The sequence below is a fragment of the Novosphingobium lindaniclasticum LE124 genome, from assembly GCF_000445125.1.
In the GTDB taxonomy this organism is placed as follows: Bacteria; Pseudomonadota; Alphaproteobacteria; order Sphingomonadales; family Sphingomonadaceae; genus Novosphingobium; species Novosphingobium lindaniclasticum.
Genome location: NZ_ATHL01000153.1, coordinates 58,216 through 82,018 on the forward strand (window position 1 = coordinate 58,216; position 23,803 = coordinate 82,018).

Annotated in this window: 25 protein-coding genes; 19 read left to right on the plus strand and 6 right to left on the minus strand. The window is 64.8% G+C overall.

Annotated features, from left to right (window positions below):
* Positions 1–20 precede the first annotated feature (20 nt).
* On the plus strand, positions 21–503 hold the full coding sequence (locus L284_RS47080; protein WP_160172164.1) for a class I SAM-dependent methyltransferase: 483 nt from the start codon (positions 21–23) through the stop codon (positions 501–503).
* On the plus strand, positions 500–769 hold the full coding sequence (locus L284_RS45850) for a hypothetical protein (protein ID WP_021236173.1): 270 nt from the start codon (positions 500–502) through the stop codon (positions 767–769). The genes L284_RS47080 and L284_RS45850 overlap by 4 nt, the downstream gene beginning before the upstream one ends.
* A 100-nt stretch (positions 770–869) precedes the next feature.
* Here the strand turns inward: L284_RS45850 and L284_RS45855 are convergent, their stop codons facing one another.
* Together L284_RS45855 and L284_RS47790 are read right to left on the minus strand one after the other, a co-directional pair.
* Positions 870–1,514, minus strand: a complete 645-nt coding sequence (locus tag L284_RS45855) for an alpha/beta hydrolase (RefSeq protein ID WP_021236174.1) — start codon at positions 1,512–1,514, stop codon at positions 870–872.
* Between the two features lie 135 nt (positions 1,515–1,649).
* Entirely contained in the window at positions 1,650–4,439 is a 2,790-nt protein-coding gene (locus L284_RS47790) for a PAS domain-containing hybrid sensor histidine kinase/response regulator (RefSeq protein ID WP_081674261.1), read from the minus strand.
* A gap of 307 nt (positions 4,440–4,746) precedes the next feature.
* On the opposite strand from L284_RS47790, the gene L284_RS45860 reads away from it, so the two are divergent.
* From L284_RS45860 to L284_RS45905, 12 genes are all read left to right on the plus strand, one after another.
* On the plus strand, positions 4,747–4,932 hold the full coding sequence (locus L284_RS45860) for a hypothetical protein (protein WP_021236176.1): 186 nt from the start codon (positions 4,747–4,749) through the stop codon (positions 4,930–4,932).
* A gap of 227 nt (positions 4,933–5,159) precedes the next feature.
* Positions 5,160–6,398, plus strand: coding sequence for an OpgC domain-containing protein (gene opgC, locus L284_RS47085; RefSeq protein WP_021236177.1), 1,239 nt, complete (start codon positions 5,160–5,162; stop codon positions 6,396–6,398).
* 164 nt (positions 6,399–6,562) lie between these two features.
* Positions 6,563–7,498 (plus strand): glycosyltransferase family 2 protein, encoded by a 936-nt coding sequence (locus L284_RS0125085; RefSeq protein WP_021236178.1) that lies wholly within the window; start codon positions 6,563–6,565, stop codon positions 7,496–7,498.
* On the plus strand, positions 7,488–8,984 hold the full coding sequence (locus L284_RS45865; protein ID WP_152524788.1) for a lipopolysaccharide biosynthesis protein: 1,497 nt from the start codon (positions 7,488–7,490) through the stop codon (positions 8,982–8,984). Before L284_RS0125085 ends, L284_RS45865 begins: the two co-directional genes overlap by 11 nt.
* Positions 8,985–9,079: 95 nt before the next feature.
* The gene (locus tag L284_RS45870; protein ID WP_021236180.1) at positions 9,080–9,424 is read left to right on the plus strand and encodes a DUF2322 family protein; all 345 of its coding nucleotides are present in this window, start codon (positions 9,080–9,082) and stop codon (positions 9,422–9,424) included.
* Positions 9,425–9,911: 487 nt separating this feature from the next.
* Positions 9,912–10,712 (plus strand): hypothetical protein, encoded by an 801-nt coding sequence (locus tag L284_RS45875; RefSeq protein WP_021236181.1) that lies wholly within the window; start codon positions 9,912–9,914, stop codon positions 10,710–10,712.
* 9 nt (positions 10,713–10,721) lie between these two features.
* Positions 10,722–11,735: a 2-hydroxyacid dehydrogenase gene (locus L284_RS45880; RefSeq protein ID WP_021236182.1), complete on the plus strand. Its 1,014-nt coding sequence runs from the start codon at positions 10,722–10,724 to the stop codon at positions 11,733–11,735.
* Positions 11,732–12,400 (plus strand): hypothetical protein, encoded by a 669-nt coding sequence (locus L284_RS45885; RefSeq protein WP_021236183.1) that lies wholly within the window; start codon positions 11,732–11,734, stop codon positions 12,398–12,400. Before L284_RS45880 ends, L284_RS45885 begins: the two co-directional genes overlap by 4 nt.
* Positions 12,401–12,452: 52 nt before the next feature.
* Entirely contained in the window at positions 12,453–13,430 is a 978-nt protein-coding gene (locus tag L284_RS45890) for a L,D-transpeptidase (RefSeq protein ID WP_040714414.1), read from the plus strand.
* 93 nt (positions 13,431–13,523) lie between these two features.
* Positions 13,524–14,516 (plus strand): NAD(P)/FAD-dependent oxidoreductase, encoded by a 993-nt coding sequence (locus L284_RS45895; RefSeq protein WP_021236185.1) that lies wholly within the window; start codon positions 13,524–13,526, stop codon positions 14,514–14,516.
* On the plus strand, positions 14,513–15,100 hold the full coding sequence (locus L284_RS45900; RefSeq protein WP_021236186.1) for a PRC-barrel domain-containing protein: 588 nt from the start codon (positions 14,513–14,515) through the stop codon (positions 15,098–15,100). The genes L284_RS45895 and L284_RS45900 overlap by 4 nt, the downstream gene beginning before the upstream one ends.
* 168 nt (positions 15,101–15,268) lie before the next feature.
* Positions 15,269–15,769, plus strand: coding sequence for a hypothetical protein (locus L284_RS45905; RefSeq protein ID WP_021236187.1), 501 nt, complete (start codon positions 15,269–15,271; stop codon positions 15,767–15,769).
* On the opposite strand, the gene L284_RS45910 is transcribed toward L284_RS45905, so the two are convergent.
* Positions 15,760–16,017: a hypothetical protein gene (locus L284_RS45910; RefSeq protein ID WP_021236188.1), complete on the minus strand. Its 258-nt coding sequence runs from the start codon at positions 16,015–16,017 to the stop codon at positions 15,760–15,762. The genes L284_RS45905 and L284_RS45910 overlap by 10 nt on opposite strands.
* Before the next feature lie 177 nt (positions 16,018–16,194).
* On the opposite strand from L284_RS45910, the gene L284_RS45915 reads away from it, so the two are divergent.
* Complete coding sequence (locus tag L284_RS45915; RefSeq protein ID WP_021236189.1) at positions 16,195–16,863, plus strand: DUF488 domain-containing protein; 669 nt, start codon at positions 16,195–16,197, stop codon at positions 16,861–16,863.
* A gap of 75 nt (positions 16,864–16,938) precedes the next feature.
* Here L284_RS45915 and L284_RS45920 read toward each other — a convergent pair whose 3' ends face one another.
* Entirely contained in the window at positions 16,939–17,340 is a 402-nt protein-coding gene (locus L284_RS45920; RefSeq protein WP_021236190.1) for a hypothetical protein, read from the minus strand.
* Positions 17,341–17,459: 119 nt separating this feature from the next.
* Here L284_RS45920 and L284_RS0125090 point away from each other — a divergent pair, with 119 nt between their 5' ends.
* Positions 17,460–18,221 carry a Crp/Fnr family transcriptional regulator gene (locus L284_RS0125090; protein ID WP_021236191.1) on the plus strand — a complete coding sequence of 254 codons (762 nt, stop codon included), beginning with the start codon at positions 17,460–17,462 and terminating at the stop codon, positions 18,219–18,221.
* A gap of 180 nt (positions 18,222–18,401) precedes the next feature.
* Entirely contained in the window at positions 18,402–20,975 is a 2,574-nt protein-coding gene (locus tag L284_RS45925; protein ID WP_021236192.1) for an HWE histidine kinase domain-containing protein, read from the plus strand.
* Here L284_RS45925 and L284_RS45930 read toward each other — a convergent pair.
* The gene (locus L284_RS45930) at positions 20,972–21,391 is read right to left on the minus strand and encodes a ribonuclease HI (protein ID WP_021236193.1); all 420 of its coding nucleotides are present in this window, start codon (positions 21,389–21,391) and stop codon (positions 20,972–20,974) included. The genes L284_RS45925 and L284_RS45930 overlap by 4 nt on opposite strands.
* A gap of 93 nt (positions 21,392–21,484) precedes the next feature.
* On the opposite strand from L284_RS45930, the gene L284_RS48480 reads away from it, so the two are divergent.
* The gene (locus tag L284_RS48480; RefSeq protein WP_021236194.1) at positions 21,485–21,661 is read left to right on the plus strand and encodes a hypothetical protein; all 177 of its coding nucleotides are present in this window, start codon (positions 21,485–21,487) and stop codon (positions 21,659–21,661) included.
* Positions 21,662–21,694: 33 nt separating this feature from the next.
* On the opposite strand, the gene L284_RS45935 is transcribed toward L284_RS48480, so the two are convergent.
* A complete protein-coding gene (locus tag L284_RS45935; RefSeq protein ID WP_031343270.1) occupies positions 21,695–22,900 on the minus strand; it encodes an MFS transporter in 1,206 nt (401 codons plus the stop codon).
* 92 nt (positions 22,901–22,992) lie between these two features.
* On the opposite strand from L284_RS45935, the gene L284_RS45940 reads away from it, so the two are divergent.
* Positions 22,993–23,769, plus strand: coding sequence for an AraC family transcriptional regulator (locus L284_RS45940; RefSeq protein ID WP_021236196.1), 777 nt, complete (start codon positions 22,993–22,995; stop codon positions 23,767–23,769).
* Positions 23,770–23,803 lie beyond the last annotated feature (34 nt).

A 23,803-nucleotide genomic window follows, 5' to 3' on the forward strand; every position in this document is an offset into this window, starting at 1 on the left:
CGGGAGGAGAGGAGAAGCCGATGCTCTTTGCCATGTCCCTGCCGGGAAGAGCGCCTGCGCCGCTCGTTTCGGTCGTGCTTTCTGCATGCGAAGATCCCCGTTGGCCTCGGCTGAAGGCGAGGCTGCAGGCTTTGCGCTCGAAAGGCCGGAGATCGGTCCGCATCGTCGATGTGAATTGCGGCGACGGCGGCTTGCTGATTCGGGCTGCCAGCCATGCTCGATCCCTGGGCTTCCTGGCGATCGAAGCGGTCGGGCTGGACAGTAGCACATGCCATATCGAGGATGCGCGTCAAAGGGCACGATCTCTGGACGATCTGGCGATCGGCCTTCGTTTCGATGTCGGAGAGCCTGGGCCGCAACTGGAGGCAGAGGCGGAGTTTCCCGCAGATATCCTCCTGTTCGAGGCGCCGACACGCTTATCGCCAAGGCTGCGCGGTGCGGTGAGGCGTGCCGGGAATATTGCCCTGCGTATCAGCCCTTCTCAAAGGCAGGCGTGCACATGACGCGCCGCGATCTTCTCTGGAGAGGAGGGGGGGCGAGTCTGTTCGTCTGCGGCCCTACCGCTGCTCTACTCACGCCCAACGGCGCCGCTGGATTGCAGGAGATCATGACGCTGACCGGCATTGGGGTCACGATCCTGGGTCTGGTCTTGATCGTGCAGGGAAAGAAGGCGGCACTGGCGCTTCGGGTCGAGAGGAGTTCGCACCGCATGCTTCCAACGCTTATCCGCACGCGTCGACGGGAACGGCGCGCAAAGCGCCAAGGCTGACATCGCCTTTCAGGGACAGCTCCGATGAAGCACTTTCACGGCCTCGCCGGCAAGGTAAGCGGGCAAGTGGCTTGAAAGAGCTGCGCTACACGGCGTCGATTCAGGAGAGAACGCGCCGGACGAAGCTGATCGCCGCTTTCAAGCCATCCGGCGCTACACTGTGGTTGGTGCCTGGCGAGACATGGGTTTCCACCGTGACGCCGGCCTCCGCGAGCGCGGCTGCGGCCAGCTCTAGCGACCGGAAGGGCACGACCTCGTCCTCGGTGCCATGGATCAGCAGCACCGGCGGGCGGCTTGCGATTTCCGATTTCAGCCGTTCCGGGGCGACCAGCATGCCGGAGATACCGATGATGCCTGCGACGGCGTCCGCCCGCCGCAGCCCGACATGTAGCGCCATCATCGTCCCCTGGCTGAAACCAAGGAGGATCAAGCGGTCGCCGGTCAGGCCCAAGGCTTCCAACTCCGCGCTGACGAACGCATCGAGCCCTGACGCGGCCGCGTCGGCGCCGGCAGCGCGTTCGGCCATCGAGAACGTCTCGATGGCCCACCACTGGTGAGCGGCAGCCAGGGACGGGATCCGTCCAGGAGCGTTGGGGGCGACGAAGGCTGTCTCCGGAAGCGCGGGCTGCATCAAGGCAGCGAGCGAAATGAGGTCGTCGCCGTTCGACCCGTAGCCATGGATCAGGACGACGAGCGCATCAGGCTTGCCGCCGGACAACGGCGAGAGGCGAGGACCGTCGAGCAAGTTGATGGTTCCTTTGCGATTTGGGACAGCTGCATGGGCAGGGTACACCGTCGGTGGAATAGCGGAAGGGGTGCAGCGCTCCCCGTCGCACCGGATTCCGGGTGACTTGACTGACAGGATTACCTGCACGCCTTCTCAGAAGTCCAGGATCGCGCGCAGCTTTGCCGCAAGCTGGCCGACGGTGAAAGGTTTGCCGATCAGTTCGACGCCCGAATCCACGACCCCGTCGTGGACGACCGCGTTGCGGGTATAGCCGCTCGTATAGAGGACCTTCAGATCCGGCCGCCGCCGCAGTGCTTCTTCCGCAAGCTTGCGGCCGTTGATGTCGGGCATGACGATATCGGTGAAGAGCAGCGTGATCTCGGGGTGGCCGTCGAGCAGCCGCAAAGCCGCGAGGCCGCCGTCGGCTTCCAGCACGCGGTAGCCCAGGTCGGTCAGCGCATCGACGCTGAACTGACGGACGGCGGCTTCATCGTCGACCACCAGGACCACCTCCTGATCCCCGCCCGGCCGCAGGTCTTGCTGAGGCTCGGCAGCGGCATCGCAGGCATCCCCGGTGAATCGCGGCAGATAGAGCTTGATGATCGTGCCTTCACCCGGTGCCGAGCTGATCCTCACTTGGCCGCCGGATTGCCGGACGAAGCCGTAGACCTGGCTGAGGCCGAGCCCGGTGCCCTTGCCGACCTGCTTCGTTGTGAAGAACGGGTCGAACGCCTTGGCCTTCACTTCCGGCGACATGCCCGCTCCGGTGTCCGACACCGCGATCAGGACGTAGTCTCCCCCCGGTATGGCAGCGCTGTCCTGCTCCTGCATGGAGGCATTCCGGGTTTCGATCGTGAGCCTGCCGCCCTCCGGCATGGCATCGCGCGCATTCACCGCGAGATTGAGGATGGCGTTTTCCAACTGGTTGCGGTCGGCATGGGTACGCCACAGCCCAGCAGCCAATCTGGTTTCCAGGCGTACGTCGGCGCCGAGCGAGTGGCGGAGAAGCTCCGACATGTCGGGAACGAGCTGGTTCGCATCGACCACTTCCGGGTTCAGCGGTTGCTGGCGGGAGAAGGCCAGAAGCCGCTGCGTCAGAGTCGCGGCTCGCTGCGCGCCCTCGGCGGCCGCGTCGATGTAGCGCCGGATCTTGGGATCGCTGGCATCCACCCGGCGGCTCAGCAGATCGAGCGAACCGATCACCACCGCCAGCATGTTGTTGAAATCGTGAGCGATGCCCCCGGTCAGCTGCCCCACCGCCTCCATCTTCTGGGCCTGTCGCAAGGCTTCCTGGGCGGCCGATCGCTCGGCGACCTCGGCCGCGACGCGGGCCTCCAGCGTCTCGTTGAGTTCGCGCAGGGTGGCTTCGGTGCGCTTGAGTTCGGTGATGTCGACGAGGGTGCCGATGAAATGAAGCGGCGCGCCTGCATCCGTGAAGATCGTGCGCCCCCTGGCGGCAACCCAGCGGACCACCCCGTCTTCGATGCCGAGGGTGCGGTACTCGATATGGTAATGGCCCGCTCCCCCCGGCGCTATCGCGGCCGCCACAGCCGCTTCGGTCGCGGCGCGGTCGTCAGGATGGAGCCCGCGCAGGAAAGTGTCTTCGTAGGTCACGGAGGCTTTCGCCGAAAGTCCGAACAGCGCCTTGGTCCGCGCGTCCCAGCGCAGTTCGCCCGTGCGCAAGTCGAGATCCCAGGTGCCGATTGCCGCGGCCTCGGTGGCCAGTCGCGCCCGCTCCTCGCTTTGCCGGACGGCCGCTTCCCGCACGCGCCGCTCGGTAAGATCCTGCATGGCACCGATCATGCGCAGCGCCGTGCCGTCTTCGGCGCGAAGCAGGAAACCCCGGTCCAACACGTCGGCGTAAGCGCCGTCGGCCCGGCGGAAGCGGTACTCGGCCGTCCAAGCCGTACCGCCGCCGTAGATGACGGCATGGATGTCCTGGTCCACACGGTCGCGATCGTCCGGATGGATGTGATCGAGCCACCACTGCGCTCCGCTTTCGGCAAGCGCGTGACCGTACCGCCGTTCGAGCGCCTCGTTCCAGACCACATGGCCGTCGGCGATGCGCCAGTCCCAGACGGCGTCGTTGGTCGCACGCGATGCGAGACGGTAGCGTTCCTCGGTTTCGCGCAGTTCGGCTTCCGTCGATCGCCGCTCGGTTATGTCCACCGAAGAACCGATCAGCCCGACCACCTGGCCCTCTTCATCGCGGAACGGAGCCTTGGTCGAAAGCCAGATCGCCTCGCGGCCATCGGGATAGGAGACCTGCTCCTCGATCTGCACGACCTCTCCGCCCGCCATGATCGCGGCATCGCGTTCCATGATCCCGGCCGCTTCCGCCGAATTGCCCAGCGTTTCCAGGTCGGTCTTGCCGATGATCTCGGCCATCGGCTTGCCCACCAGTTCCGAGGCGCCGCGATTGGCGACCAGCATCCGCCCTTCACGGTCCTTGGCGTAGACCACGCCGGGCACGGCTTCGATGAACGCTTCGAGCAGGCGCATCGCGCGGTCCCGCTCTTCCATGAGGCTGTGGCGTTCGTCGATGTCGATGAGAACGCCGGGAAAGGTCACGGTGCCGCTCTGGGGGTCCTTGTCGACGCGGCCGTTGGCCTCGATCCAATGCCAGGTGCCATCGCGCCTTTTTACGCGGTAATGGTGGGCATAGGCGCCGCCACGCGCAAGGGCATCTTCGATCGCGGCCGAGAGGCCTTCGCGGTCGTCCGGGTGGACGGTCGCCACGATCTGCTCGAGGCCGAGGCCGGAACCGCCCAGCGCCGGATCGATGCCGAAAGCATCGGCGAACTGCCGGTCGAAGGTGAACTTGTCGGTCGTGACGTCCCAGAACCAGGTCCCGACGATCGCGCCTGCCGCCAGCGCGAGACGGACACGGTCGGTATCGGAGAGGCCTTCCACCTGAGGGGCGGCAGCATCGGCGCCGTTCATGCGGCGATCGTCTTCGTGTTTTTTGATCGTTTCATCTGCGCCATCGCCCCTGCCAGCGTCCACCCGCGCCATGCCGGAAGAACGCGCGCCTGATGTTCCGCTCTATTCCATTTGTCCGGAAGCTCAAGGCGCCAGAAACGCTCAGACGGACGCAAGGTTGCGGCATGAATCGGAGGGAGGCCGAGTGGCGGTGGGAAAAGCTACCTTTCAGTAGCCTTGCGGGATCATCCGAGCTTCTCATGCGTATCCTTCTTCCTGTCGCCGTGCCGCCCGCACATGCGATCTCCTCATAGCGGAATTTTCATTGATGAAGGCCGAAATCCGAGACTGTTTCGACAAGCATGCCCGCGTACAGATCGTCGTCCCCACGCGGCACAAGGCCTTTTCCTACCAGATCCTGGCCTGCCCGACACTTGCCAGGCACCTGGCGAATTTGCCGGGCCTGCCGATCTCCGTGATCTGCGAGCCGGAGAATGCCGGTTCCTTCTCCTGAAGCGGCTCGTGATGCTGGGTTTTAGGCCGGTCCTCTGAAACCGCTCCGGTCCGTCGAGCAGCCTCTTGCCGCTCCCGATCCGGACTGGCCGAGCGATGGTCCGTAGAGGCTCATCGCTTCTGGAAGAAGGCAAAAAAGAAGCGCGGCGTCACTCTTTTTAGAAAGCCCCCTGTCGGTCCATGCGGGATAATGTGCCGCCCGGACGACCGGACAGGGAGTATGCTGCGATGCCGCCAGGTCGAAAGATCCTGGGACTTGATATAGCTCGGACCATCGCGATCGCTCTGGCGATGCTCAATCATTCCTTCATCGCCACGAATGTCTGGAAGGATTTTTTCGAACCCAAGCCGCAAATTGCATTCGTGGTGAGACTCGCGACCCCCATGTTCATCATCCTGTTCGGCGCACTCCTGGAAGTCGTCTACAGGAACAGGGAACGCCGCGACGGTCTGCAATCGGTGACCGCCAGGTTGTTCGAACGGGCGCTGCTGTGCTGGCTGCTTTACGCCCTCACCCTTATACCATTGCTTTGGACGGGCAGGACCAGCGTGACGAGCGCGATCTTCGGCGCCTTGCTCGCGGGCAAAATCCCGCTGAGCGACATCCTGCGGTATTACACCATTCTGTTCTTCCTTGCCCCGCTCCTGCTTTTCGCGCGGAACCGCTGGGGACTTTTGCCGTTGCTGACAGCCTCCACCGCTTTCCTGCTGCTGCATCCCGTTCTGGTGCTTCTGCCCGCGCCGCCCCCCAATTTTGCCCATTATGCACCGGCGCGCCTTGCCGACCTGCTCCTGGGCCTGGGAGACGCGGTGGCGGGACCGTCCGTATTGCACAGCCTGTTCTTCGTCGCTGTCGGCATGTTCATCGGCTGGTTGCTGGGCGAGGACAGGTCGCCGGATGTGTCGGTGCGAAAAGGGGTGACGCGGCGGTTTCTCCTGCTCGGCGCTTCGCTGAGCTTCGGAGCTTTCGCCACCTTTTTCATGGGACCCGAGGAGGTGACCACCGAGACGGCGGCCGGCATGGTCCTCAGAAATGCCAACCATCCCTTCTACTTTTTCTGCGGAGCCCTAGGCACGACGGTCATCGTGGCGCTTTGCCGCTTCGTGCGAGCGGATCGACCCGGCCTTCGATATGCGACGTTTCTCGGCCGGCGTAGCCTGTTCACCTTCGCCGCAGGCAATGCTTTCCTCATTCTGGTAACGCAGGATTACGGCGCGGCGATCCCCCACCGCCTCTTGCTGAGCGGCCTGTTCTTCCTCACCGTGGTCGGTCTGGCCATGCTCTACGACATCATCATGCAGCCTGGCGCCGCCACGTCTCGGATCCGCCTGGTGAGAACGGCGTCACGCGGCTGGCAGGCGATGACGGCTCCGGTGAACCGCCTGCTTCGCGCCGGTGCCGCAAAGCTGACGGCGCTGGTGTCATGGGCGCCCATCTTTCCCCAGCCCGAGGTCCAGAAAAGCTGAGGTTCCTGCCGGGCTGAGCCATCATGACCACGGGTGTTAATTCGCACGGCGCGCCTTCAAGGACGGGCGCTCGTGCCAGGCAGAAGGAGGCTGGTGACTTTGTCGGCTTACGAATGGCATTTCGCTCCAGATCCTGTTTCGTTCGCGTGCCGGGGTCCGAAAGGATGACTGCGGCTCCGCGACCGAAACTTTCGGTGATCCTGGCCGCCTACAATTGCGCGGACTTCGTCGAACGCTCGATCCGTTCGGCTTTGGACCAGCAGGGCCTGTCGATCGAGATCGTTGCGGTGAACGATTGCTCGTCGGACGGCACTCTTGCGGTCTTGCAAGCCATCGCCCGGGAGGAGCCCCGGCTGCGGGTGATCGACAGCAGGAAAAACCTGGGCCCCTCGGGAGCCAGGAATCTCGCGTTCGATCATGCCGCCGGCGAATGGGGCGCCGTGCTGGACGCCGATGACGCGCTTCAGCCCGGCGCGCTCGGCCCCCTCGTGCAGATCGCCGAGGAACGCGAGGCGGACATCGTCGCGGGATCGATCCGGTTCTTCTCGCACCGAAGGCAGGAGATTTCCGGCGCCGTTTTCCGGGAGGATGCCCCGATAACCGCGCTTGGCCTCAAGGACTTCGTCGAGGCGGCACGGCCGCAGAACCGGGAACCCGACTACGGTTTGCTGAAGCCGCTGTTCCGCATCGGTTTCCTGAGAGAAAGGGCGCTCCGTTATCGAACAGACATCCGGCACGGCGAAGACTTCCATTTCATCGTCGATGCCCTTGGCGCAGGGGCCAGGTATATCCTGGCGAGAGAGATCTTGAGCTATATCTACACCACAAGGGAATCCGGGCTGAGCCGAACCCGCGTCGATTACAGCCGGATGATCGCGGAAACCGAGAAGCTTGCCCGCCAGGCGCCTTACTCCGAGGATCCGATGGTCGCGAAAGCGCTGACACGCCGGGCCGACGCTCTCAGAATGCACGAGTTGAACGTGCTGTACGGGGATGCCACGGGCCTTCCGTCAAAGCTCAAGGTGCTGGCGCGATCCCTGACAAGTTCAGCCGGTCAGCGCTGGCTGAAAACCAAGATTGCGAAGCGCGTTGTCCACTAATCCTTCCGCTCTGGATTCCGGTCTGACGCCGGGCGACCATTCCTCGATGCGTCGCAAGTCGGCGCAGGGGATCGCGATCAACATGAGCGCCCAGGCCGTTCGCTTTGGCCTGCAATTCGTCGTTTCGATCGTGATGGCGCGCCTGCTGGGACCGACCGAGTTCGGCATTCTCGCCATGGCCGCCCCCTTGCTGGCCTTCGTGGCGCTGTTCGCGGATCTGGGTCTGAGCCAGGCGACCGTTCAGCGTCCGCAGATCTCGCAGGCCCAGTTGAGCCTCATCTTCTGGACGAGCGCGCTGGTCAGTGTCACTTCCGGCATCATCGTTATGCTTGGCGCGCCGCTGGCGTCGCTGTTCTACCACGACGCCCGGGTCGCGCCGGTACTGATCGCGCTGGGTGCGATCCTGATGATGACCGGCTTCTACAATCAGCATGTCGCCATTCTCAACCGCCGGCTGGCGTTCGGCTCCCTGGTCGCAGTCGATCTGGGGTCCTACGTGCTCAGTTCGATCGCTGGCATCTCGGCTGCATTGATGGGCTTTTCCTATTGGTCGCTCGTCATCAGCCAGGCCACGCTCAGCACCACCGCGCTCGTGCTCGCCTGGTCGCTGGCGCGGTGGATACCGTCCAGGCCCGGCAAAGCGCCCGAAGCGCGGGAAATCCTGGGCTTCGGCGGCAACGTGACCTCGTTCAACATTTTCAACTACTTCGCGCGAAACCTCGACAATATCCTGATCGGGCGGCACCTTGGAGAGGTTCAGCTGGGCATCTACGATCGCGCCTACAAGCTGCTGCTGCTGCCGCTCAGCCAGATCACCGGCCCGATCGCCAAAGTGGCCACGCCTCTTCTCTCCCGGCTGAACGACGATCGCGAGAAGTACTCCAGGTCCTACCTGATGCTTCTGGAAACCATCCTGCTGCTGACATATCCCAGCATCGTCGTGACCGGCATTGCCAGCAAGCTGGTGATCTACACCGTGCTTGGTTCCAAGTGGTATGAAGTGGCGCCGATTTTCCAGGTGCTGGCGTTGGGGGCGCTGTTCGCTCCGATCAGCAACAGCACCGGCTGGCTGTTCACCACCCAGAACCGCACCCGCGAGATGAGAAACTACGGCCTTTTCAGCTCGATCGCCTTCGTCACCTCGTTTGTCGTTGGCCTGCCCTGGGGCATACAGGGCGTTGCCAATGCCTATATTGCCACCGGCTGCGTCCAGGGACCGCTGCTGTGGTATGCGGCGACCCGCAAGGGACCGATCACGCTCGGTGCCTTGCTGCGGGCTTTGGCGCCGTACGGGCTGTCCGTCGCCGTGACGGCCGGCGCGGTGTGGATCTCGGCCCGGTTCCTGAGCGTGGGATGGGTCAACGTCTTCCTGCTCCTGACAGCCGGATACCTGGTCTTCTGGGTAGTGATCGCCTTGACCCCGCGCGGCCGCGCGACGCTCGTGACTCTTCTCGGCGAGGCGCGAAGGCTGCTGAAGCGGCGGTAGCACATCGTCTGGCTCCGCTCGTGTTTCGGCTTCGTCCGGATTGATGCGGCGCCAGGATCGTGCGACAGCGCCCGGCCCTTTCTGGAGATATTGAAATGCCGGCCCCGATCCTGCCCAGCGCGACGTTCAAGGACAACCTCGCGCAATTGCCTTCCAACGAAGGCGTTGACCGGATCGAGCTTGTCGATCGCGAGGGGGCGATCGTCGCCGCGATCGAAAACCAGCCGGGCAAGCAAGGCTCGCTGGCGGTCTATCACTATCTGAAGGAGCAGTTCGGCGCACTGAACGGCGATGCGGCCAGGGCAGGTCTGGCCTTGTTCGCCGAGCATGTGGAAGATGCGCGGAACCGTCCCGGCGCCCATCCGAATATCGACCGCCTGTTCGAGATCGCCGCCGGTGCCGATGAACTTGCCGTGGTCATCATCGCTGCCAAGGTCTGAGCGGCGACCTTGCCCGACTGCGTCAGGCCTTTCCCGCCACCAACCGCGCTTCGGCGATCGCCTTGCGGGAACAGATCAGCGCCGCTTTGCGCGACCCGCTTATGGTATCCGGCCCAAGCAGGAAATGATCGGGGAAGGGCGAGTGCCCCTGTCGATCACACGTTTTTGTTTTCTAGGGCTCGCTGAAGGCGCTGGCTGACGATTCACTGTCCTCCGGGCGGGCGGCGGTGGCGGCTGCGCACCGCAGCATTGCCATGGGCAGGCGCTTTCCCAGCGCGGGAGGGGTGAGCATCGGCGTTCAGGCCAAGCTCCGACCGACCCGGAATAGCCGCTGGCGCGGGGCACAACGGGCCTGTCGTTCGGTTTGCGGCACCGCGCCGCTCCCCTTGCGGAAAATACAGCCGCACCCCGCGAACAGAAGGTTGGAAAATAACATAAATCATGGCAGACTGCGGCGGCTCGGCGAGCGGCTTCAGGGGAGAATGGCATGCGTCCGACGTTCACGCTCTTGGCAGGGGCGGCGCTGCTCGCCTCGCCATCGGTTCAGGCGCAGAAAGCGAGCGGCCTCGACGATCTGGTGGGCACACGCGCGGCAGGCGGAGAGACCGCGCTGCAATCGCGCGGCTGGGTGCATATCAAGACCGAAAAGGGGGATGATCGCCTCTGGAGCTACTGGTGGCAACCTGCGCGCAAAAGCTGTGTCAGCATCGCCGTGGTGGATGGCCGCTTCGACTCGATCGCGCCGACGACTCCGCCCGACTGCAACCAACAGGCAGGAAGCAAGGGCCCGAGCGGGTCGGCGGTAGCGGCCGGGGTGGGCATCGCCGCCATCATCGGCGCCATCGCCCTGGCGCACAAGGCGCACAATCACGAGGGCGGCCAGCACTACGCTGACGAGGCGTCGGAGGCGGCCTACGATCGCGGCTTCCGGGACGGTCTCTATTCGCAAACCTATCACAATTACGACCGATCCGAGCCCTATTCGCGCGGCTACGAGGCAGGCGTCAGTCAGAAGGGCCATGAAACCGCCCACCGCGACGGGCATCGCGCCGATGGGGCGGGTTATCGCCCATCCGTGGATCTGGGCGACCTTGTCGACGCCCGCGCCGCCGGAGCCGATGGCGAGATGCAGCGGCGGGGCTTCCGCAACGTGGGCGGCCTCAAGAGCGGCTTGTCCAGCTATACCTACTGGTTCAACGATCGCACCCGGCAATGCGTGCAGATGGGCGTGGCCGACGGACGGGTCCAGAATGTCACGGACGTCGGTTCCTATCAGGGTTGCCGGTAGGGGATCGTCATGCGCGTAACCATATTCGGCACCCGGACTTACGACCGGCAGTTCCTGACAGCCGCCAATGCGGCCCATGGTCACGATCTCAGTTTTCTGGAGACCGGGCTCGATTCCGCTACAGCCTCGCTGGCGGCAGGTAGCGAGGCGGTCTGCGCCTTCGTCAACGACAGCCTCGACGCGGACGTGATGGAGAAATTGGCAGGTCTGGGTACGCGCATCGTCGCCCTACGCTGCGCCGGGTACAACAACGTCGATCTGGATGCCGCGGCCCGGTTCGGGATCGCCATCACCCGCGTGCCCGCCTACTCTCCCCATGCCGTGGCGGAGTTCACGATCGGCCTGCTCCTGGCGCTGGACCGCAAGATCCACAGGGCGTGGTCCCGTGTGCGCGAGAACAACTATTCGCTCGACGGTCTGGTCGGGCGCAACCTGCATGGCCGCGTCATGGGCGTGGTAGGCACCGGCCAGATCGGCGCGCTCGTCGCCAGAACCCTCCGCGCGGGCTTCGGCTGCGACGTCCTGGCCAGCGATCCCTTTCCGGACCCGGAACTGGAGCGGCTCGGCGTCCGCTATGTGGAGGTGGACACGCTGCTGCGGGAAGTCGACGTCGTCAGCCTGCACTGCCCGCTCACGCCGGGCACCCGGCACATGATCAATGCCGCCACGCTGGCCGAGGCGCGCCAGGGCCTCGTCGTCATCAACACCAGCCGCGGCGCCCTGATCGATACGAAGGCGCTGATCGACGCGCTCAAGACGCGTTCCGTCGGCGGCGTCGCTCTGGACGTCTACGAGCAGGAAGCCGGCATCTTCTTCGACGATCTGTCGAACGAGATCATCGACGACGATCTGCTCCAGCGCCTGCTCACGTTTCCGAACGTGCTCGTCACCGGGCATCAGGCCTTCCTGACCGAGGAGGCGCTGGGCGCCATCGCGGAGACGACCCTGAACAGCCTCTCGGATTTCGAGAAGGGCCTGCCGCTGGCGCACGAGGTTGTCGCCGCCGCTCGGGCCGGCGCGTGAACTTCGTCCAGTGGCTGAATTCGCTGGACGAATTTCTCTACGAGCTGATGAGTTGGCTGGTCTTCTATCCGCTCACCTTGTGGCGGATACTGCGTCACCCCCTGACGACGATGCGCTATGCCGAGGATCAATTGCGCCTGGAGCAGGAATGCCAGTATCGCGCGACCGTCAGCCCGCCGGTCATGCTGATCCTGACGATCGTCCTCATCCAGGGCCTGGGCCTGGCCGTCGACGGCAGCAATGCGATCATCGGGCGCCGGCACGGCCTGGCCAGTCTGGTCGATGACAACACGACTCTGCTGTTCCTGCGCCTGGCCCTGTTCGGCACTTTCGCCCTGGTTCTGGCGGCGCGCAAAGTTCACAGGAGCGCGGAAGATCTCGACCGCGACACCCTGAAGCCCGCCTTCTATGCCCAGTGCTATGCGATCTCGCCTTTCGCGCTGCTGCTCGGTGGCGGCCTCAGCGCCGCCGCGCATTTTCGCGGCGAGGTGCAACTGGCCGGTCTCGCGGCCATTCTTGCGGCTTTTCTTTTCTACGGCATCGTCCAGATCCGCTGGTTTCGGCAGGCGCTTCGACAATCCGCATGGCGCTCGTTCCTCGATGCATCGATCGGCATGATCGTCAGCATCGCCGCGACCGTTACGATCGCACTGCTTTTCGCATGACCTTCGCTTCAGGAATTCACCCATGAGACATCCATCGGCAAGGCCTATGGCCATGGCAGCGGCTCTAACCCTGGCCGCCGTGGCCGCTGACTCGGCACCTGCGCAGGGTTCGAAGGTCAGCTCGGCCCCCGAACTGGCGCGGCAGATCGATGCGTTGAAGCCGGGACAATGGGTGTGGGCGCCGGCCATCGCGCCGCGCGGACCGGTGATGATCTATGTCGATCTGTCGAAGCAGATCGCCCTGGTCTATCGCAACGGCATCCGCATCGGCGCCTCCACGATTTCCTCGGGCAAGCAGGGACATGAAACGCCCACCGGCGTCTTCACGATCCTGCAGAAGGATGCCCATCACCGCTCCAGCACCTACAACAATGCCCCCATGCCGTTTCAGCAGCGGTTGACCTGGGACGGTGTGGCGCTTCATGCGGGGGGCCTTCCGGGCTACCCCGAGAGCCACGGCTGCGTCCATCTGCCCTATGAATTCGCACGCGCCCTGTTTTCCATCACCGACCTTGGCATCACCGTGATCGTGCAGGGCAGCGCCGCCGACCATGTCCGCACCAGCGACAACAGTCTGCTCGCACCGCTGGACGCCAGGGGACGGCCCGTCGCCGCCGTGCCGCTGACCGGGGAGGAATATCGCTGGACGCCGCAGGCCGCTCCGCAAGGTCCGCTCACGATCATCGTCTCGAAGCTCGACCAACGGATCGTCGTTCTGCGGGGCGGGGTGGAGATCGGACGGAGCGTCGCCCGGATCGAAGACGACGACCCCGGCTCGCATGTCATCAACCTCGTGATGCGGGACGGCAAGCCGCATTGGGTCTATGTGGGTCTGCCTGGACACGGGGCGGAAGACGGGCAGGAAGTGGACGAAGCCATCCTCAACCGGGTGCGCATGCCGAGACGGTTCTACGAACTGGTACGCGGCGCCCTGAAACCGGGCGCCACGATATTGGTCACCAATTCCCGCGTAGGTGCGAAGCCTCTGGAGCGGTTGACGATCATGGACGCTGTCGTTCCGCAACCTTAGGGCCGATCCACCGGCAGTGTGGCATGGATCATAGAATCGCTCTCCTTCCCCGTCCGGCCGGAACCTGGGCGCGGCATCTGCTTTGACGCCGGAATGGAAGAGCCTCTCGATTGTCTCGTCATCGGCGCGGGCCCGGCAGGGCTGACCGCGGCCATCTACCTTGCGCGGTTCCACTTGAGCATTCGGATCGTCGATGCTGGCAAGAGTCGGGCCGCCCTCATCCCGCGAACCCGCAACCATGCAGGCTATCCCGGCGGCATCGCCGGAACCGAGCTTCTCGCCCGCATGCGCGAGCAGGCCCGGGAGTTCGGCGCCGAAGTGATCGAGGATCTCGTCCAGACGCTGCAGCGGGAAGAGGAGGGCTTCGTGGCGCGCAGCCAGGATCGCGAATGGCGCGCGCGATCCGTCCTGCTGGCGACGGGGGTGGTCAACAACCGTCCGCGGATCGCGCCCGAAATCCACGATGCCGCGCTGGCAAGAGGACTGCTGCGCTATTGTCCGATCTGCGACGGCTATGAAGTGACCGACCGCCGGATAGCCGTGCTGGGCACGCAGACGCGCGGTTTCAACGAAGCGCTGTTCCTGCGAATGTATACGGATGACGTGACTCTCCTGGCACCGGAGGGCGCGCACGATCTCAGCGAAGAGGAACGCCTGGCGCTGGACGAGGCGGGCATCGCCGTGAGGGACGGCCCCTGCTTACCCTTGCGGATGGACGGGGACAGGATCGTCACCTGCTGCTCGGGCGAGGATATGGCCTTCGACGTCGTCTATCCGGCGCTCGGTTCGATCATCCGTTCGGAGCTTGCGATCATGCTCGGCGCCGAGGGAACGCCCGATGGCTGCCTGGTGGTGGACGACCACCAGAGGACATCCATTGCCGGACTCTATGCCGCCGGCGACGTTGCCAAAGGGCTCGACCAGATCAGCCATGCGATGGGAGAAGCCGGCGTCGCCGCGACCACGATCCGCAACGATCTGGCGCGGACGAGGCCGCTGCTGCGCGCATCCTCAAGCGGCGGGGGCGCGAGGTCTGCCGCTGCGAAATCTCCTGAAACGACCACGATCCCGGCGGGGTGCCCATGAACGCTATCGCCTCCATTCTCGCACCGGTCGCGACCATGATCGCCGCCATGATGACGGCCGCCAACCTCGGCGCCCGCGTGACGGGATGGGGCTTCGTGGTTTTCACCGCCGGTTCGATCGCGTGGTCCGTGGTCGGCATAACGACGGGGCAGACGAACCTGCTCATCTCCAACGGCTTCCTGACGCTGGTGAACGTCGTGGGGATCTGGCGTTGGCTGGGCCGGCAGGCCAAGTATGAGGAAGGCGCCCGCTCCGCCAGTGCCGCCAGCAGCCGGGCCTCGGTGTCGACCCTGTTCACCGCCAGCGGCATTGCCGGCATGGCGGTCGATGACGAGGAGGGGGGGCAGGTCGGCCGCGCGGTAGAGGCGCTCATCGAGTGCAGGAATGGCGCGATCAGCTATCTCGTGATCTCTTCGGGCGGGCTGGCCGGAATCGACGAGGAATTGCGGGCCGTACCGCAGGACCGGTTGCGCTTCCAGCGCGATCGCATCCGGCTAAGCATGCCGGGTTCGGCCTTCCTCGCGCTGCCGGTACTCGGCGCGGGCGATTGGCCGGCCTCGGCCAATGCGATCGAGTCCGCCTGAAGGTCCGGCTGGCAGTGGGGCCAAATCGGGGCTAGTCGCTATGGAGCATTGGAGCGGTTGCCGATCCGATTGCATCGGATCGACCACTCTACTTTCTGGTTTGACGCATTTTCCGAGTCATCAGGTGATTCCACCTGATTAGGAAGTGCTCCAGCGCTGGAGACGAATATGGCCCTTATCGAACCTCGCACCGCCCTGGGTCTCGCTTCGGTGTTGTTGACGCTCGCCGCCGCGCCCGTTGCCTCATCGCCGTCGCTTGCGGATGGCGGGAAGGCACGGGAAAGGACGCAGGCTACGACGCGCATCCTCGATGGGCGCAGCGCAAGCCGTATTCTGGCGAACAAGGGCCTCACTCTGCAATGGATCGACTGGGGGCGCCGGGGAAACGCACGCGTCAGCCGCGAGGGCGGCCTGTGGAAGCTGCGGGGACGACAGGAACAGACGAACGGGCCGGGCCGCCTCGCGATGGACGGCACGATCGAGGAGATCGGCACCGACTATTTCGTCTTTCGCGGCCGGATCAGCATCACCGATACGCCGGATGCCGGGCGCAGCTGCTCGGTGGACAAGACCTGGCGTTTCGCGATCACCCAGAACCGCAGCTATTATCGGCTACGGGAATTCGAATGGTGCGACGACCTGACGGATTACGTCGACCTTTACTTCTGATCGGTCGCGTCTGGCCGCGAACGCGCGTACTCAGCCGTTTCGGCAGGACCTTCCTGCTGCCCGGCACCGGGATCGACCTGCCCCGGACCGGGCCGGTCCCAGACGCCGATCGAAAGCCAGAGGATGCCGATCGCGACGGCAAACACGCCGAAGATCGCGCAGAGGATGTACGGCAGGATTTTCGGTGCACCCGCTACATGCCGGGTTCCCAGGCCCTGGTAGGATTCGTTGGATTCGGTCTGCTGCATGATACATCTTCCACGGCGGAGGCTGTCCTATGGTGATCCAACGCAGCCTCCGGCCTGCCGGTTTCATTTATCATCTCCGCCGGGGAAATTCCGCGTCCGCAGGGAACACCGCCATGTTCCCACCCTTGTTCTTCCGTGAAAGGAGACGGCGTCATTCCAGAAGACGAGATTTCGGGCATGGCCCAGGGAAGCGTCCCGCCGGTGTTCACCATCGGGCATTCTACGCGGTCGATCCCCGCTTTCGTGGAGCTGCTTCGCGCGGGCGGCGTGGAACAGGTAGTCGATATCCGCAAGGTGCCACGTTCACGCGCGAATCCGCAATATAACGGCGATGTCATGTCAAGCGAGCTGGCGCCGTTCCAGATCGCCTATCGCCGCACCGAAGCGCTCGGCGGCCTGCGCAGGAAATCGCCCGTTCCGCCCGAGACGAACGGCCTTTGGCGCAACCAGAGCTTTCACAATTATGCCGATTATGCGCTGTCCGAACCGTTCCGGCTGGGCCTGTCGGAACTGCTCGACATGGCCGCCGATCGCCGCACCGCGATCATGTGCGCAGAGGCGGTCTGGTGGCGTTGCCATCGCCGGATCGTGGCCGACTACCTCATACGCGCAGGCCGGCGCGTGTTCCACCTCATGGGCGAGAAACAGATCGTGGAAGCGGCGCTCACCCCCGGCGGGCAGCCTTGCGCCGATGGCCTGCACTATCCGGCCGAGGGCGCAGCGAAGGACCAGGCCGACAAGCCGGCGCCGTCCGCAGCCATTCCGCTCTGCAAGCACGAGCGGGAGGCGGCCGGGGAAAACGCTCGCCATGCGCGGGCAAGGCGCGGCGACACCCCGCCAGGCTGAGTTTCGGAACCTGCCATCGGTCCGGCGGCGTTCCGGGGCCGGGTCGAGATCATCCGTCCTGTCCTCCCCGCCCTGTTACTTCGGAGAATCCGCGTTCAGCCCCTTGCGCTGCTCGGTTCCGCCCCGCCCGTCCACCGGCGCGGTCTGGATGTGCCAGATATTGTAGCCGATGAAGATCGCGGCGATGATCGCGAGAACGAGTACCACCACGAAAATGCCGGCTTTACCCTTGCGGCGGGTGCTGGGTTGGTCGGCATTCTTGTTCCTCTTGTCGATCATCGAAATTCTCCTGGTATGCGGTATCGCTGAAAAGTTCTGGCAGCGCTCGCCCTGGAGAAAGAAGCGGCGCCGCTCGCGCAGGTTCCATCCCGTTTTCTCGGCGTCGATACTCTTGGGATTTATTATCCTGCGCTGTTTTTTGTCTCGCAGATCTACCTGCGTCCGAAAAATCGGCAGTTCCGCTTCGGTCTGGCCCAAGCGACCGTCATACACGCCCAGCCGAAGTAAAAACCCGGTTCGGCCTAACGCAGGTGAATGTCCGAAGTGTGCCGGAATGGAACTCTGTTCATTCGCCGTAAACGATTCGGGAAGATCTCATGCAGTTCGCACAACAGCAGTCGGTCCTTCCTCAAGAGCGTCAGCAAGGCCGCCGACAGGACAATTTTCTTCTGGAGTTTGCAGGCCTGCAGAGGCTGCGGACTTATCGGCCGCGTCAGATGGTCCTCAATCAGGGCGATTGCACGGCCCATATCCTCATCATCGTCAACGGCTGGGCGGAACAGACCATCCAGCTTGCGGACGGGCGGCGGCAGATCGTCGCGTTCGGATTGCCGGGCGACCTTTGCTGCAGCGATCTCAGCTCCCGCTCCCGGGTGGAGCAGTCGATCATGGCGCTCACCAGCCTGACGGTCGCGATCGTCGGCAAGCTGGAGTTCCGCACTTTGCTGACCGGCAATGCGCGGCTGTCCCGCAGCTTCTGGCGCAACCAGATGCTCTCACTGTCGATCCAGCGCCGATGGACCGCCATCCTGGGTCAAATGGACGCACGGGAGCGCGTCGCGCATCTCCTGTGCGAGCTCTATCTGCGGCAGGAGAAGATCGGCGCGGCGGTTCAGGGCGCCTGTTCGTGTCCCCTGACCCAGACCCAGGTGGCGGAAGCCTGCGGATTGACGCAGGTCCATACCAACCGGGTGATCCAGGACTTGCGCCGCCGGGGTCTCATCGAACTGAGAACCAAGCGCCTCGTGATTCCCTCTTTGAAGGAGATGATGGCGGTGGCCCAGTTCGACGGATCCTATCTCGATCTGGGGGATCCGGAGCCTACCCTCGCGGAGACCCGTGCAAGTCAGCCCGCCTGACCGCAGCCGGATCCGCCGCTTCCCGCCCCGTCGGGAGGCGAATGCCACACATTCGTGCGGGCTTAGAAACCTGCGCCGCTCTCGTTCGTTTAATGTCGAATTGTAGCGCCGCCGGGGGCATAACGCCCCCGCAATCCGGCAGATGGACGAAGATCAAGAGGCGGCGTGACGAATACTGGTATGACGGTCGATCTGACCAACTGCGATCGCGAACCCATCCATCTGCTCGGGGCCATCCAGCCCGTGGGCTTTCTGATAGCGCTGAGCACCGACTGGGTGATTTCGCGCGTCTCGGCGAATATCGCAGAGCTGCTGGGCGCGGAGCCGGAGGCGATGGTCGGCCAGCCTTTCGCTGAATTCATTTCCCCCTCGCTGATCCATGATCTGCGCAACCGCATGGCCTATCTCGTTTCGCCGGACTCGGTGGAGCGCATGTTCGGCGTGCAACTGGCGGAAGGCGGCCGGTACTACGATGTCGCGCTCCATCTTTCCGAGGGGCAGATCATCCTGGAGTTCGAGCCCGGTTCCCAGACCAGCGGGGATACCACCGGCATGGTCCGTGCGATGATGGCGCGGCTGGACACGCGGCCCGATCTCGCCTCGTTCTACCGCGAAGGCGCGCGGCAGGTCCGCGCCCTGCTGGGGTACGACCGCGTCATGGTCTACAAGTTCGCGCCCGACGGTGCCGGCGAAGTGGTGGCGGAAGCGTGCAAGGCCGGGATCGGGTCGTTCAAGGGCCTGCACTATCCCGCCAGCGACATTCCCCGCCAGGCGCGAGAACTCTACAAGCGCAACCTGCTGCGCGTCATTCACGACGTGGAAGCCGTTCCCATCGCCATCGTCCCGCAGCGAGATGCCATGGGCCGGTCGCTCGACCTCTCGCTTTCCGTGCTGAGATCGGTCTCGCCGATCCACCTCGAGTATCTGAAGAACATGGGGGTGAGGGCCTCGCTCTCGATCTCCATCGTCGTGGACGGCGAGCTATGGGGTCTCTTCGCCTGCCACCATTACTCCCCAATCTCGCCGACGTTCGAGCGCCGCTCCGTCAGCGACCTTTTCGCGCAGATGTTCTCCCTGCGCCTGGAAAGCCGCGAGCGGCGGGAAATGGCCGAGTACGAGCGGCGTGCGCGCGACATCTCCGACCAGTTGCTGAGCGCCGTGGCGTCGGACGAGACGCTGCTCAAGGATCCGGACTGGCTGGCCGACATCCTGATGAGCGCGATCCCCGCCGACGGGGTGGGCGTGTGGATCAACGGCAATTACGCCTTCTCGGGAACGACCCCGCCCAGCGAGGACTTCCGCGCCATCGTCCGCGCCTTGAACGCTACGGCCGCGGGCAAGGTGTTCACGACGGACAATATCGGTTCCCTCGTAAAGGGCGCGGAGAGCTTCGCCAAGGAAGCGTCCGGCTTGCTGGCCATTCCGATTTCGCGCTCGCCCCGCGATTATGTCGTGCTGTTCCGCTCGGAAATGCGGCAATCGGTGCGCTGGGCCGGGGATCCGCACAAGCCGGTCGAGTATGGCCCCAACGGTCCGCGCCTGACGCCGCGTGAAAGTTTCGCGGAATGGAACGAGCAGGTCGAAGGCCGTTCCCGCCCGTTCCTCCAGCCGGAATTGCGGGTGGCGGAGACGCTGCGGGCGACACTGATCGAGGTCGTGCTGCGCCTGGCCGACGAAGCGGCGGCGCAGCGCCAGCAGGCGAACGCCCGTCAGGAACTGCTGATTGCCGAACTCAACCACCGGGTTCGCAACATCCTCGGCGTGATCCGGGGCCTGGTGCGGCAATCGCAGCCGGACGAGGAAGCGGTGCGCGAATTCGTGGAAGTGGTGGATGGTCGCATCCATTCGCTGGCCCGCGCGCATAACCAGATCACCGACGACCATTGGGGACCGGCGCCGCTACAGGCGCTGATCGACGCGGAATCGGCCGCTTTCGCGGCGCACAAGGAAAGTTCGATCCACTACGAAGGGCCGCCGATCCTGCTCAATCCGCAGGCCTATTCTTCGATGGCGCTGGTGGTTCACGAACTCGTCACCAACTCGACGAAGTACGGCAGCCTGTCCGGCGACGGTATCGTCGAAATCGCATGGAAGCGCGCCGACAACGACGATCTTGTCCTGACCTGGACCGAAAGCGGCGGACCGCCGGTCAAGCAGCCGACACGCAAAGGCTTCGGAACGACCATCATCAAGCGATCGGTGCCTTACGACCTCGGCGGCTCGGCCGATATCGAGTACGATCCGGCCGGCGTGCGCGCCACGTTCCGCATTCCGGCGCGTCACCTTTCCGAACAGCGCAGCTTCAAGGGCACCAGCATCACCCTGCCGACCCCGCGCCGGATCTCGCACGGGCCGGCGGTGTCGAAGGCACCGATCAGGCATGATCTGCTGGCGGGCATGTCGGTGCTGATCGTCGAGGACAGCCTCATCATCGCGCTCGACGCCGAAGACATTCTGGGCCGGTTCGGAGCGGAGATCGAGACGGCGTCGAGCGCGGAAGGCGCGCATGGCACCCTGGACGCGCGCATGCCGGATCTCGCGATCCTCGATATCAACCTGGGCGACCAGACCAGCTTCGGCGTGGCCGATCGCCTGGCGGACGCGGGCGTTCCGTTCTTCTTCGCGACGGGATACGGCGAACAGGCCCAGCTTCCCGACCAGCACCGCTCCCGTATCGTCGTCCAGAAGCCTTACACCTCGCACAACCTTGCCCGCGCGGTAGAGGATCTCCTGGGATTGGCGCCCCCCGCCTAGCGCGGATGGCGCCGGGCCAGGGCGATCCCGGCGAGGTTCTGCTCCCGCTTTATCCAGCGGATGCGCCCCGGCGGCGCATCCCGGCACAGGTCCAGGAATGCCGCTTCATGCCGGTCGAGCGCGCTTCCCCGCTTCAGCGCCGCGTTCGCCTGGCGCACGACGGGCAGGGCATCGCCGATGAGTTCGATGTCCCGGAATCCGAGCGAGGTTGCCAGGTCGAGCGCTTTGACCAGCGCCGTCCACTCGGCGTCGTGGTTGGTGCCGTGGCCGAGGTCCGCGAAGACGTGCGCTTCGCCGCGTATCACGGCGGCGGCTTCGATCGCGCCGGGGTTGGGGCGGCATCCGCCGTCGAAGAACACTTTGATCCGGGGTCGCGACATGGCGCGCTTGTGGTCCAGATTCGCGCGGGACGCCATAGAGCGTTTGGCCACCGGGTGCGGCACGATGTCCCGGGCACGGCGCGTGACGCCGGAGCCCCGGCGGGTTAGGGCCGGCCTTGGAGATGACCTATGTTCGCGATCGGCTGCCTTGCCCTGATTGTTCTTCCCCTCGCCGGGCTTGCGCTTGGCGGCTTTCTGGCAGGGCCGGAGGGCGCGAAATGGGGCGCGATCGCGGGCTTCGCGATCGCGCTGGCCCTCAGCGGAGTGACGACTTACGCTCTGGTCGCGGCGGCACGGCGGCGGTAGCCTATTTGTCCTCCAGGCGCGGCAGGAAAGCGGTCAGCAGGCCGACAGGCGCGGCAGGAAAGCGGTCAGCAGGCCGATCACGGGAAGAAAGGCGCAGATCCGGTAGACCGTCTCGATGCTCGTGTGGTCTGCCAGCCAGCCGAGCCCGGCGGCGCCCAGGCCTCCCATGCCGAACGAGAAGCCGAAGAACAGGCCCGAGATCATGCCGACTTTGCCGGGTACCAGTTCCTGCGCGAACACGACGATGGCGGGGAAGGCGGAGGCCAGGATCAGGCCGATCGCCACGGTGAGTGGGCCGGTCCAGAACAGGCTGGCATAAGGAAGCAGGAGGGTGAAGGGCAGTGCGCCCAGGATCGAAAACCAGATCACGTACTTGCGCCCGAACCGGTCGCCCAGCGGGCCGCCCATGATGGTTCCGACCGCGACGGCCGCCAGGAAGGCGAAGAGGTGGAACTGCGCATTCTGCACCGAAAGGCCGAACCGCTGGATCAGGTAGAAGGTGAAGTAGCTGGTCAGGCTGGCGAGATAGACGTACTTCGAGAAGATCAGCGCCAGCAGGATCGCGATGCCGCGCGCCGCCTGGCCCTTGGGCAGAGCGATGGCCTGCGCGCCCTTGCCGCCCGATGCCAGGCGGGACAGGCCATGGCTGCGATACCAGGCCGCCACGTTCCACAGCACCGCACCGGAAAGCAGCGCCAGCAGGGCGAAGAACGCCAGGCTCGACTGGCCCCACCGCACGACCACCAGAGCGGCGGCCAGCGGACCCAGCGCCTGACCGGCATTGCCGCCGACCTGGAACAGCGATTGCGCCAGCCCGTGCCGTCCGCCCGCCGCCATTCTCGCGACGCGCGAGGATTCGGGATGGAATACCGAGGATCCCATGCCCAGCAGCGCCGCGCCCACCAGCACCAGTCCGTAGCTGTGCGCGGCGGAGAGGACGGTCAGGCCGGCCAGCGAAAACAGCGTGCCTCCCGGCAGCGCGAGCGGCGTCGGTCGCTTGTCCGCATAGAGGCCGATGAGCGGCTGAAGGATGGAGGCGGTGATCTGGTAGGCGAGCGTCACCAGCCCGATCTGGCCGAAGCTCAGCCCTAGATCGGTCTTCAACGCGGGGTAGATCGCGGGCAGCAGCGACTGCATCATGTCATTGAGGAGATGGCAGAAACTGATCGCGACGATCACGCCGAACACCGTTCCATCGACAGCCCGGTTGCCGGGCCTCTGAGCCGCGCTCGCTGACATTTTGCCTATCTCCTGCATCGGACTTGCCCCGTAATCGCTTTCTCTACGTCCCGCTTCGGATTATGGGTCATTCATTCATGCAGGTGGGACATATGATCCAGCACCGTCATCCCGACGATTACGAGAACGTGCCGCGCGCGGTGGTCGGCATCGGCAACGATTATCCTACCTCGTTCGAACTGGCGGAACACAGCCACCGGCGCGGCCAGTTCCTCTACGCGGCGCGGGGTGTCGTGGCCGTCAGCACGCCCGGCGGGGCCTGGGTGGCACCGGTCGAACGCGGCGTGTGGATCCCCGCCGGCACGCCGCATTCGGTGCGCATGGTCGGCGCGGTGCAGACGCGCAGCGTGCTGATCGACCAGTCCGCAAGTGCCAGACTGGCGGAGACCTGCCGCGTCGTCGCCGTTTCTCCGCTGCTGCGCCAGTTGCTCGTCGCTGCGGCCGAAGTTCCCGCCGAATACGACGAGGGCGGGCGCGACGGGCTGGTGATGGACTTGCTCGTGGCCGAGATCTGCCAGGCGCCGGTCATTCCGATCCTCGTGCCGTTTCCGCGCCATGCCGCACTGGCGCAGCGCTGCCATCGCTTTCTGGAAAGCCCGCGTGCCGGGGAAACGATCGACGATTGGTCTCACGCCCTGGCGATGAATCGCCGCCGCTTCACCCGCCTGTTCCGGCGCGAGACCGGCATGAGCTTCGCCGAATGGCGGCAACAGGCCTGCCTCTCCGTGGCGCTGCCCCGGCTGGCGAGCGGGGATTCGGTGACCGCCATCGCGCTGGACCTGGGCTACGACGGGCCGGGCAATTTCTCGACGATGTTCAAGCGCCTGGTGGGAGTGACGCCTAGCCGCTATCGCGGACAGCCATTGTAGATTACTTTATCCTGGATTAACTTTTTGAAGTGGC

Bases quoted from the DNA above. Each gene is read 5' to 3' on its own strand.
- L284_RS45870 (WP_021236180.1), top strand. From the start codon at position 9,080: ATGCCGGCCCCGATCCTGCCCAGCGCGACGTTCAAGGACAACCTCGCG.
- L284_RS45935 (WP_031343270.1), bottom strand. From the start codon at position 22,900: ATGTCAGCGAGCGCGGCTCAGAGGCCCGGCAACCGGGCTGTCGATGGA.
- L284_RS45925 (WP_021236192.1), top strand. From the start codon at position 18,402: ATGACGGTCGATCTGACCAACTGCGATCGCGAACCCATCCATCTGCTC.
- L284_RS45890 (WP_040714414.1), top strand. From the start codon at position 12,453: ATGGCAGCGGCTCTAACCCTGGCCGCCGTGGCCGCTGACTCGGCACCT.
- L284_RS47080 (WP_160172164.1), top strand. From the start codon at position 21: ATGCTCTTTGCCATGTCCCTGCCGGGAAGAGCGCCTGCGCCGCTCGTT.
- L284_RS48480 (WP_021236194.1), top strand. From the start codon at position 21,485: ATGTTCGCGATCGGCTGCCTTGCCCTGATTGTTCTTCCCCTCGCCGGG.
- L284_RS45900 (WP_021236186.1), top strand. From the start codon at position 14,513: ATGAACGCTATCGCCTCCATTCTCGCACCGGTCGCGACCATGATCGCC.
- L284_RS47790 (WP_081674261.1), bottom strand. From the start codon at position 4,439: ATGAACGGCGCCGATGCTGCCGCCCCTCAGGTGGAAGGCCTCTCCGAT.
- L284_RS45930 (WP_021236193.1), bottom strand. From the start codon at position 21,391: ATGGCGTCCCGCGCGAATCTGGACCACAAGCGCGCCATGTCGCGACCC.
- L284_RS45910 (WP_021236188.1), bottom strand. From the start codon at position 16,017: ATGCAGCAGACCGAATCCAACGAATCCTACCAGGGCCTGGGAACCCGG.
- L284_RS45915 (WP_021236189.1), top strand. From the start codon at position 16,195: ATGGCCCAGGGAAGCGTCCCGCCGGTGTTCACCATCGGGCATTCTACG.
- L284_RS45875 (WP_021236181.1), top strand. From the start codon at position 9,912: ATGCGTCCGACGTTCACGCTCTTGGCAGGGGCGGCGCTGCTCGCCTCG.
- L284_RS45905 (WP_021236187.1), top strand. From the start codon at position 15,269: ATGGCCCTTATCGAACCTCGCACCGCCCTGGGTCTCGCTTCGGTGTTG.
- L284_RS45895 (WP_021236185.1), top strand. From the start codon at position 13,524: ATGGAAGAGCCTCTCGATTGTCTCGTCATCGGCGCGGGCCCGGCAGGG.
- opgC (WP_021236177.1), top strand. From the start codon at position 5,160: ATGCCGCCAGGTCGAAAGATCCTGGGACTTGATATAGCTCGGACCATC.
- L284_RS0125090 (WP_021236191.1), top strand. From the start codon at position 17,460: ATGCAGTTCGCACAACAGCAGTCGGTCCTTCCTCAAGAGCGTCAGCAA.
- L284_RS45850 (WP_021236173.1), top strand. From the start codon at position 500: ATGACGCGCCGCGATCTTCTCTGGAGAGGAGGGGGGGCGAGTCTGTTC.
- L284_RS0125085 (WP_021236178.1), top strand. From the start codon at position 6,563: ATGACTGCGGCTCCGCGACCGAAACTTTCGGTGATCCTGGCCGCCTAC.
- L284_RS45860 (WP_021236176.1), top strand. From the start codon at position 4,747: ATGAAGGCCGAAATCCGAGACTGTTTCGACAAGCATGCCCGCGTACAG.
- L284_RS45940 (WP_021236196.1), top strand. From the start codon at position 22,993: ATGATCCAGCACCGTCATCCCGACGATTACGAGAACGTGCCGCGCGCG.
- L284_RS45880 (WP_021236182.1), top strand. From the start codon at position 10,722: ATGCGCGTAACCATATTCGGCACCCGGACTTACGACCGGCAGTTCCTG.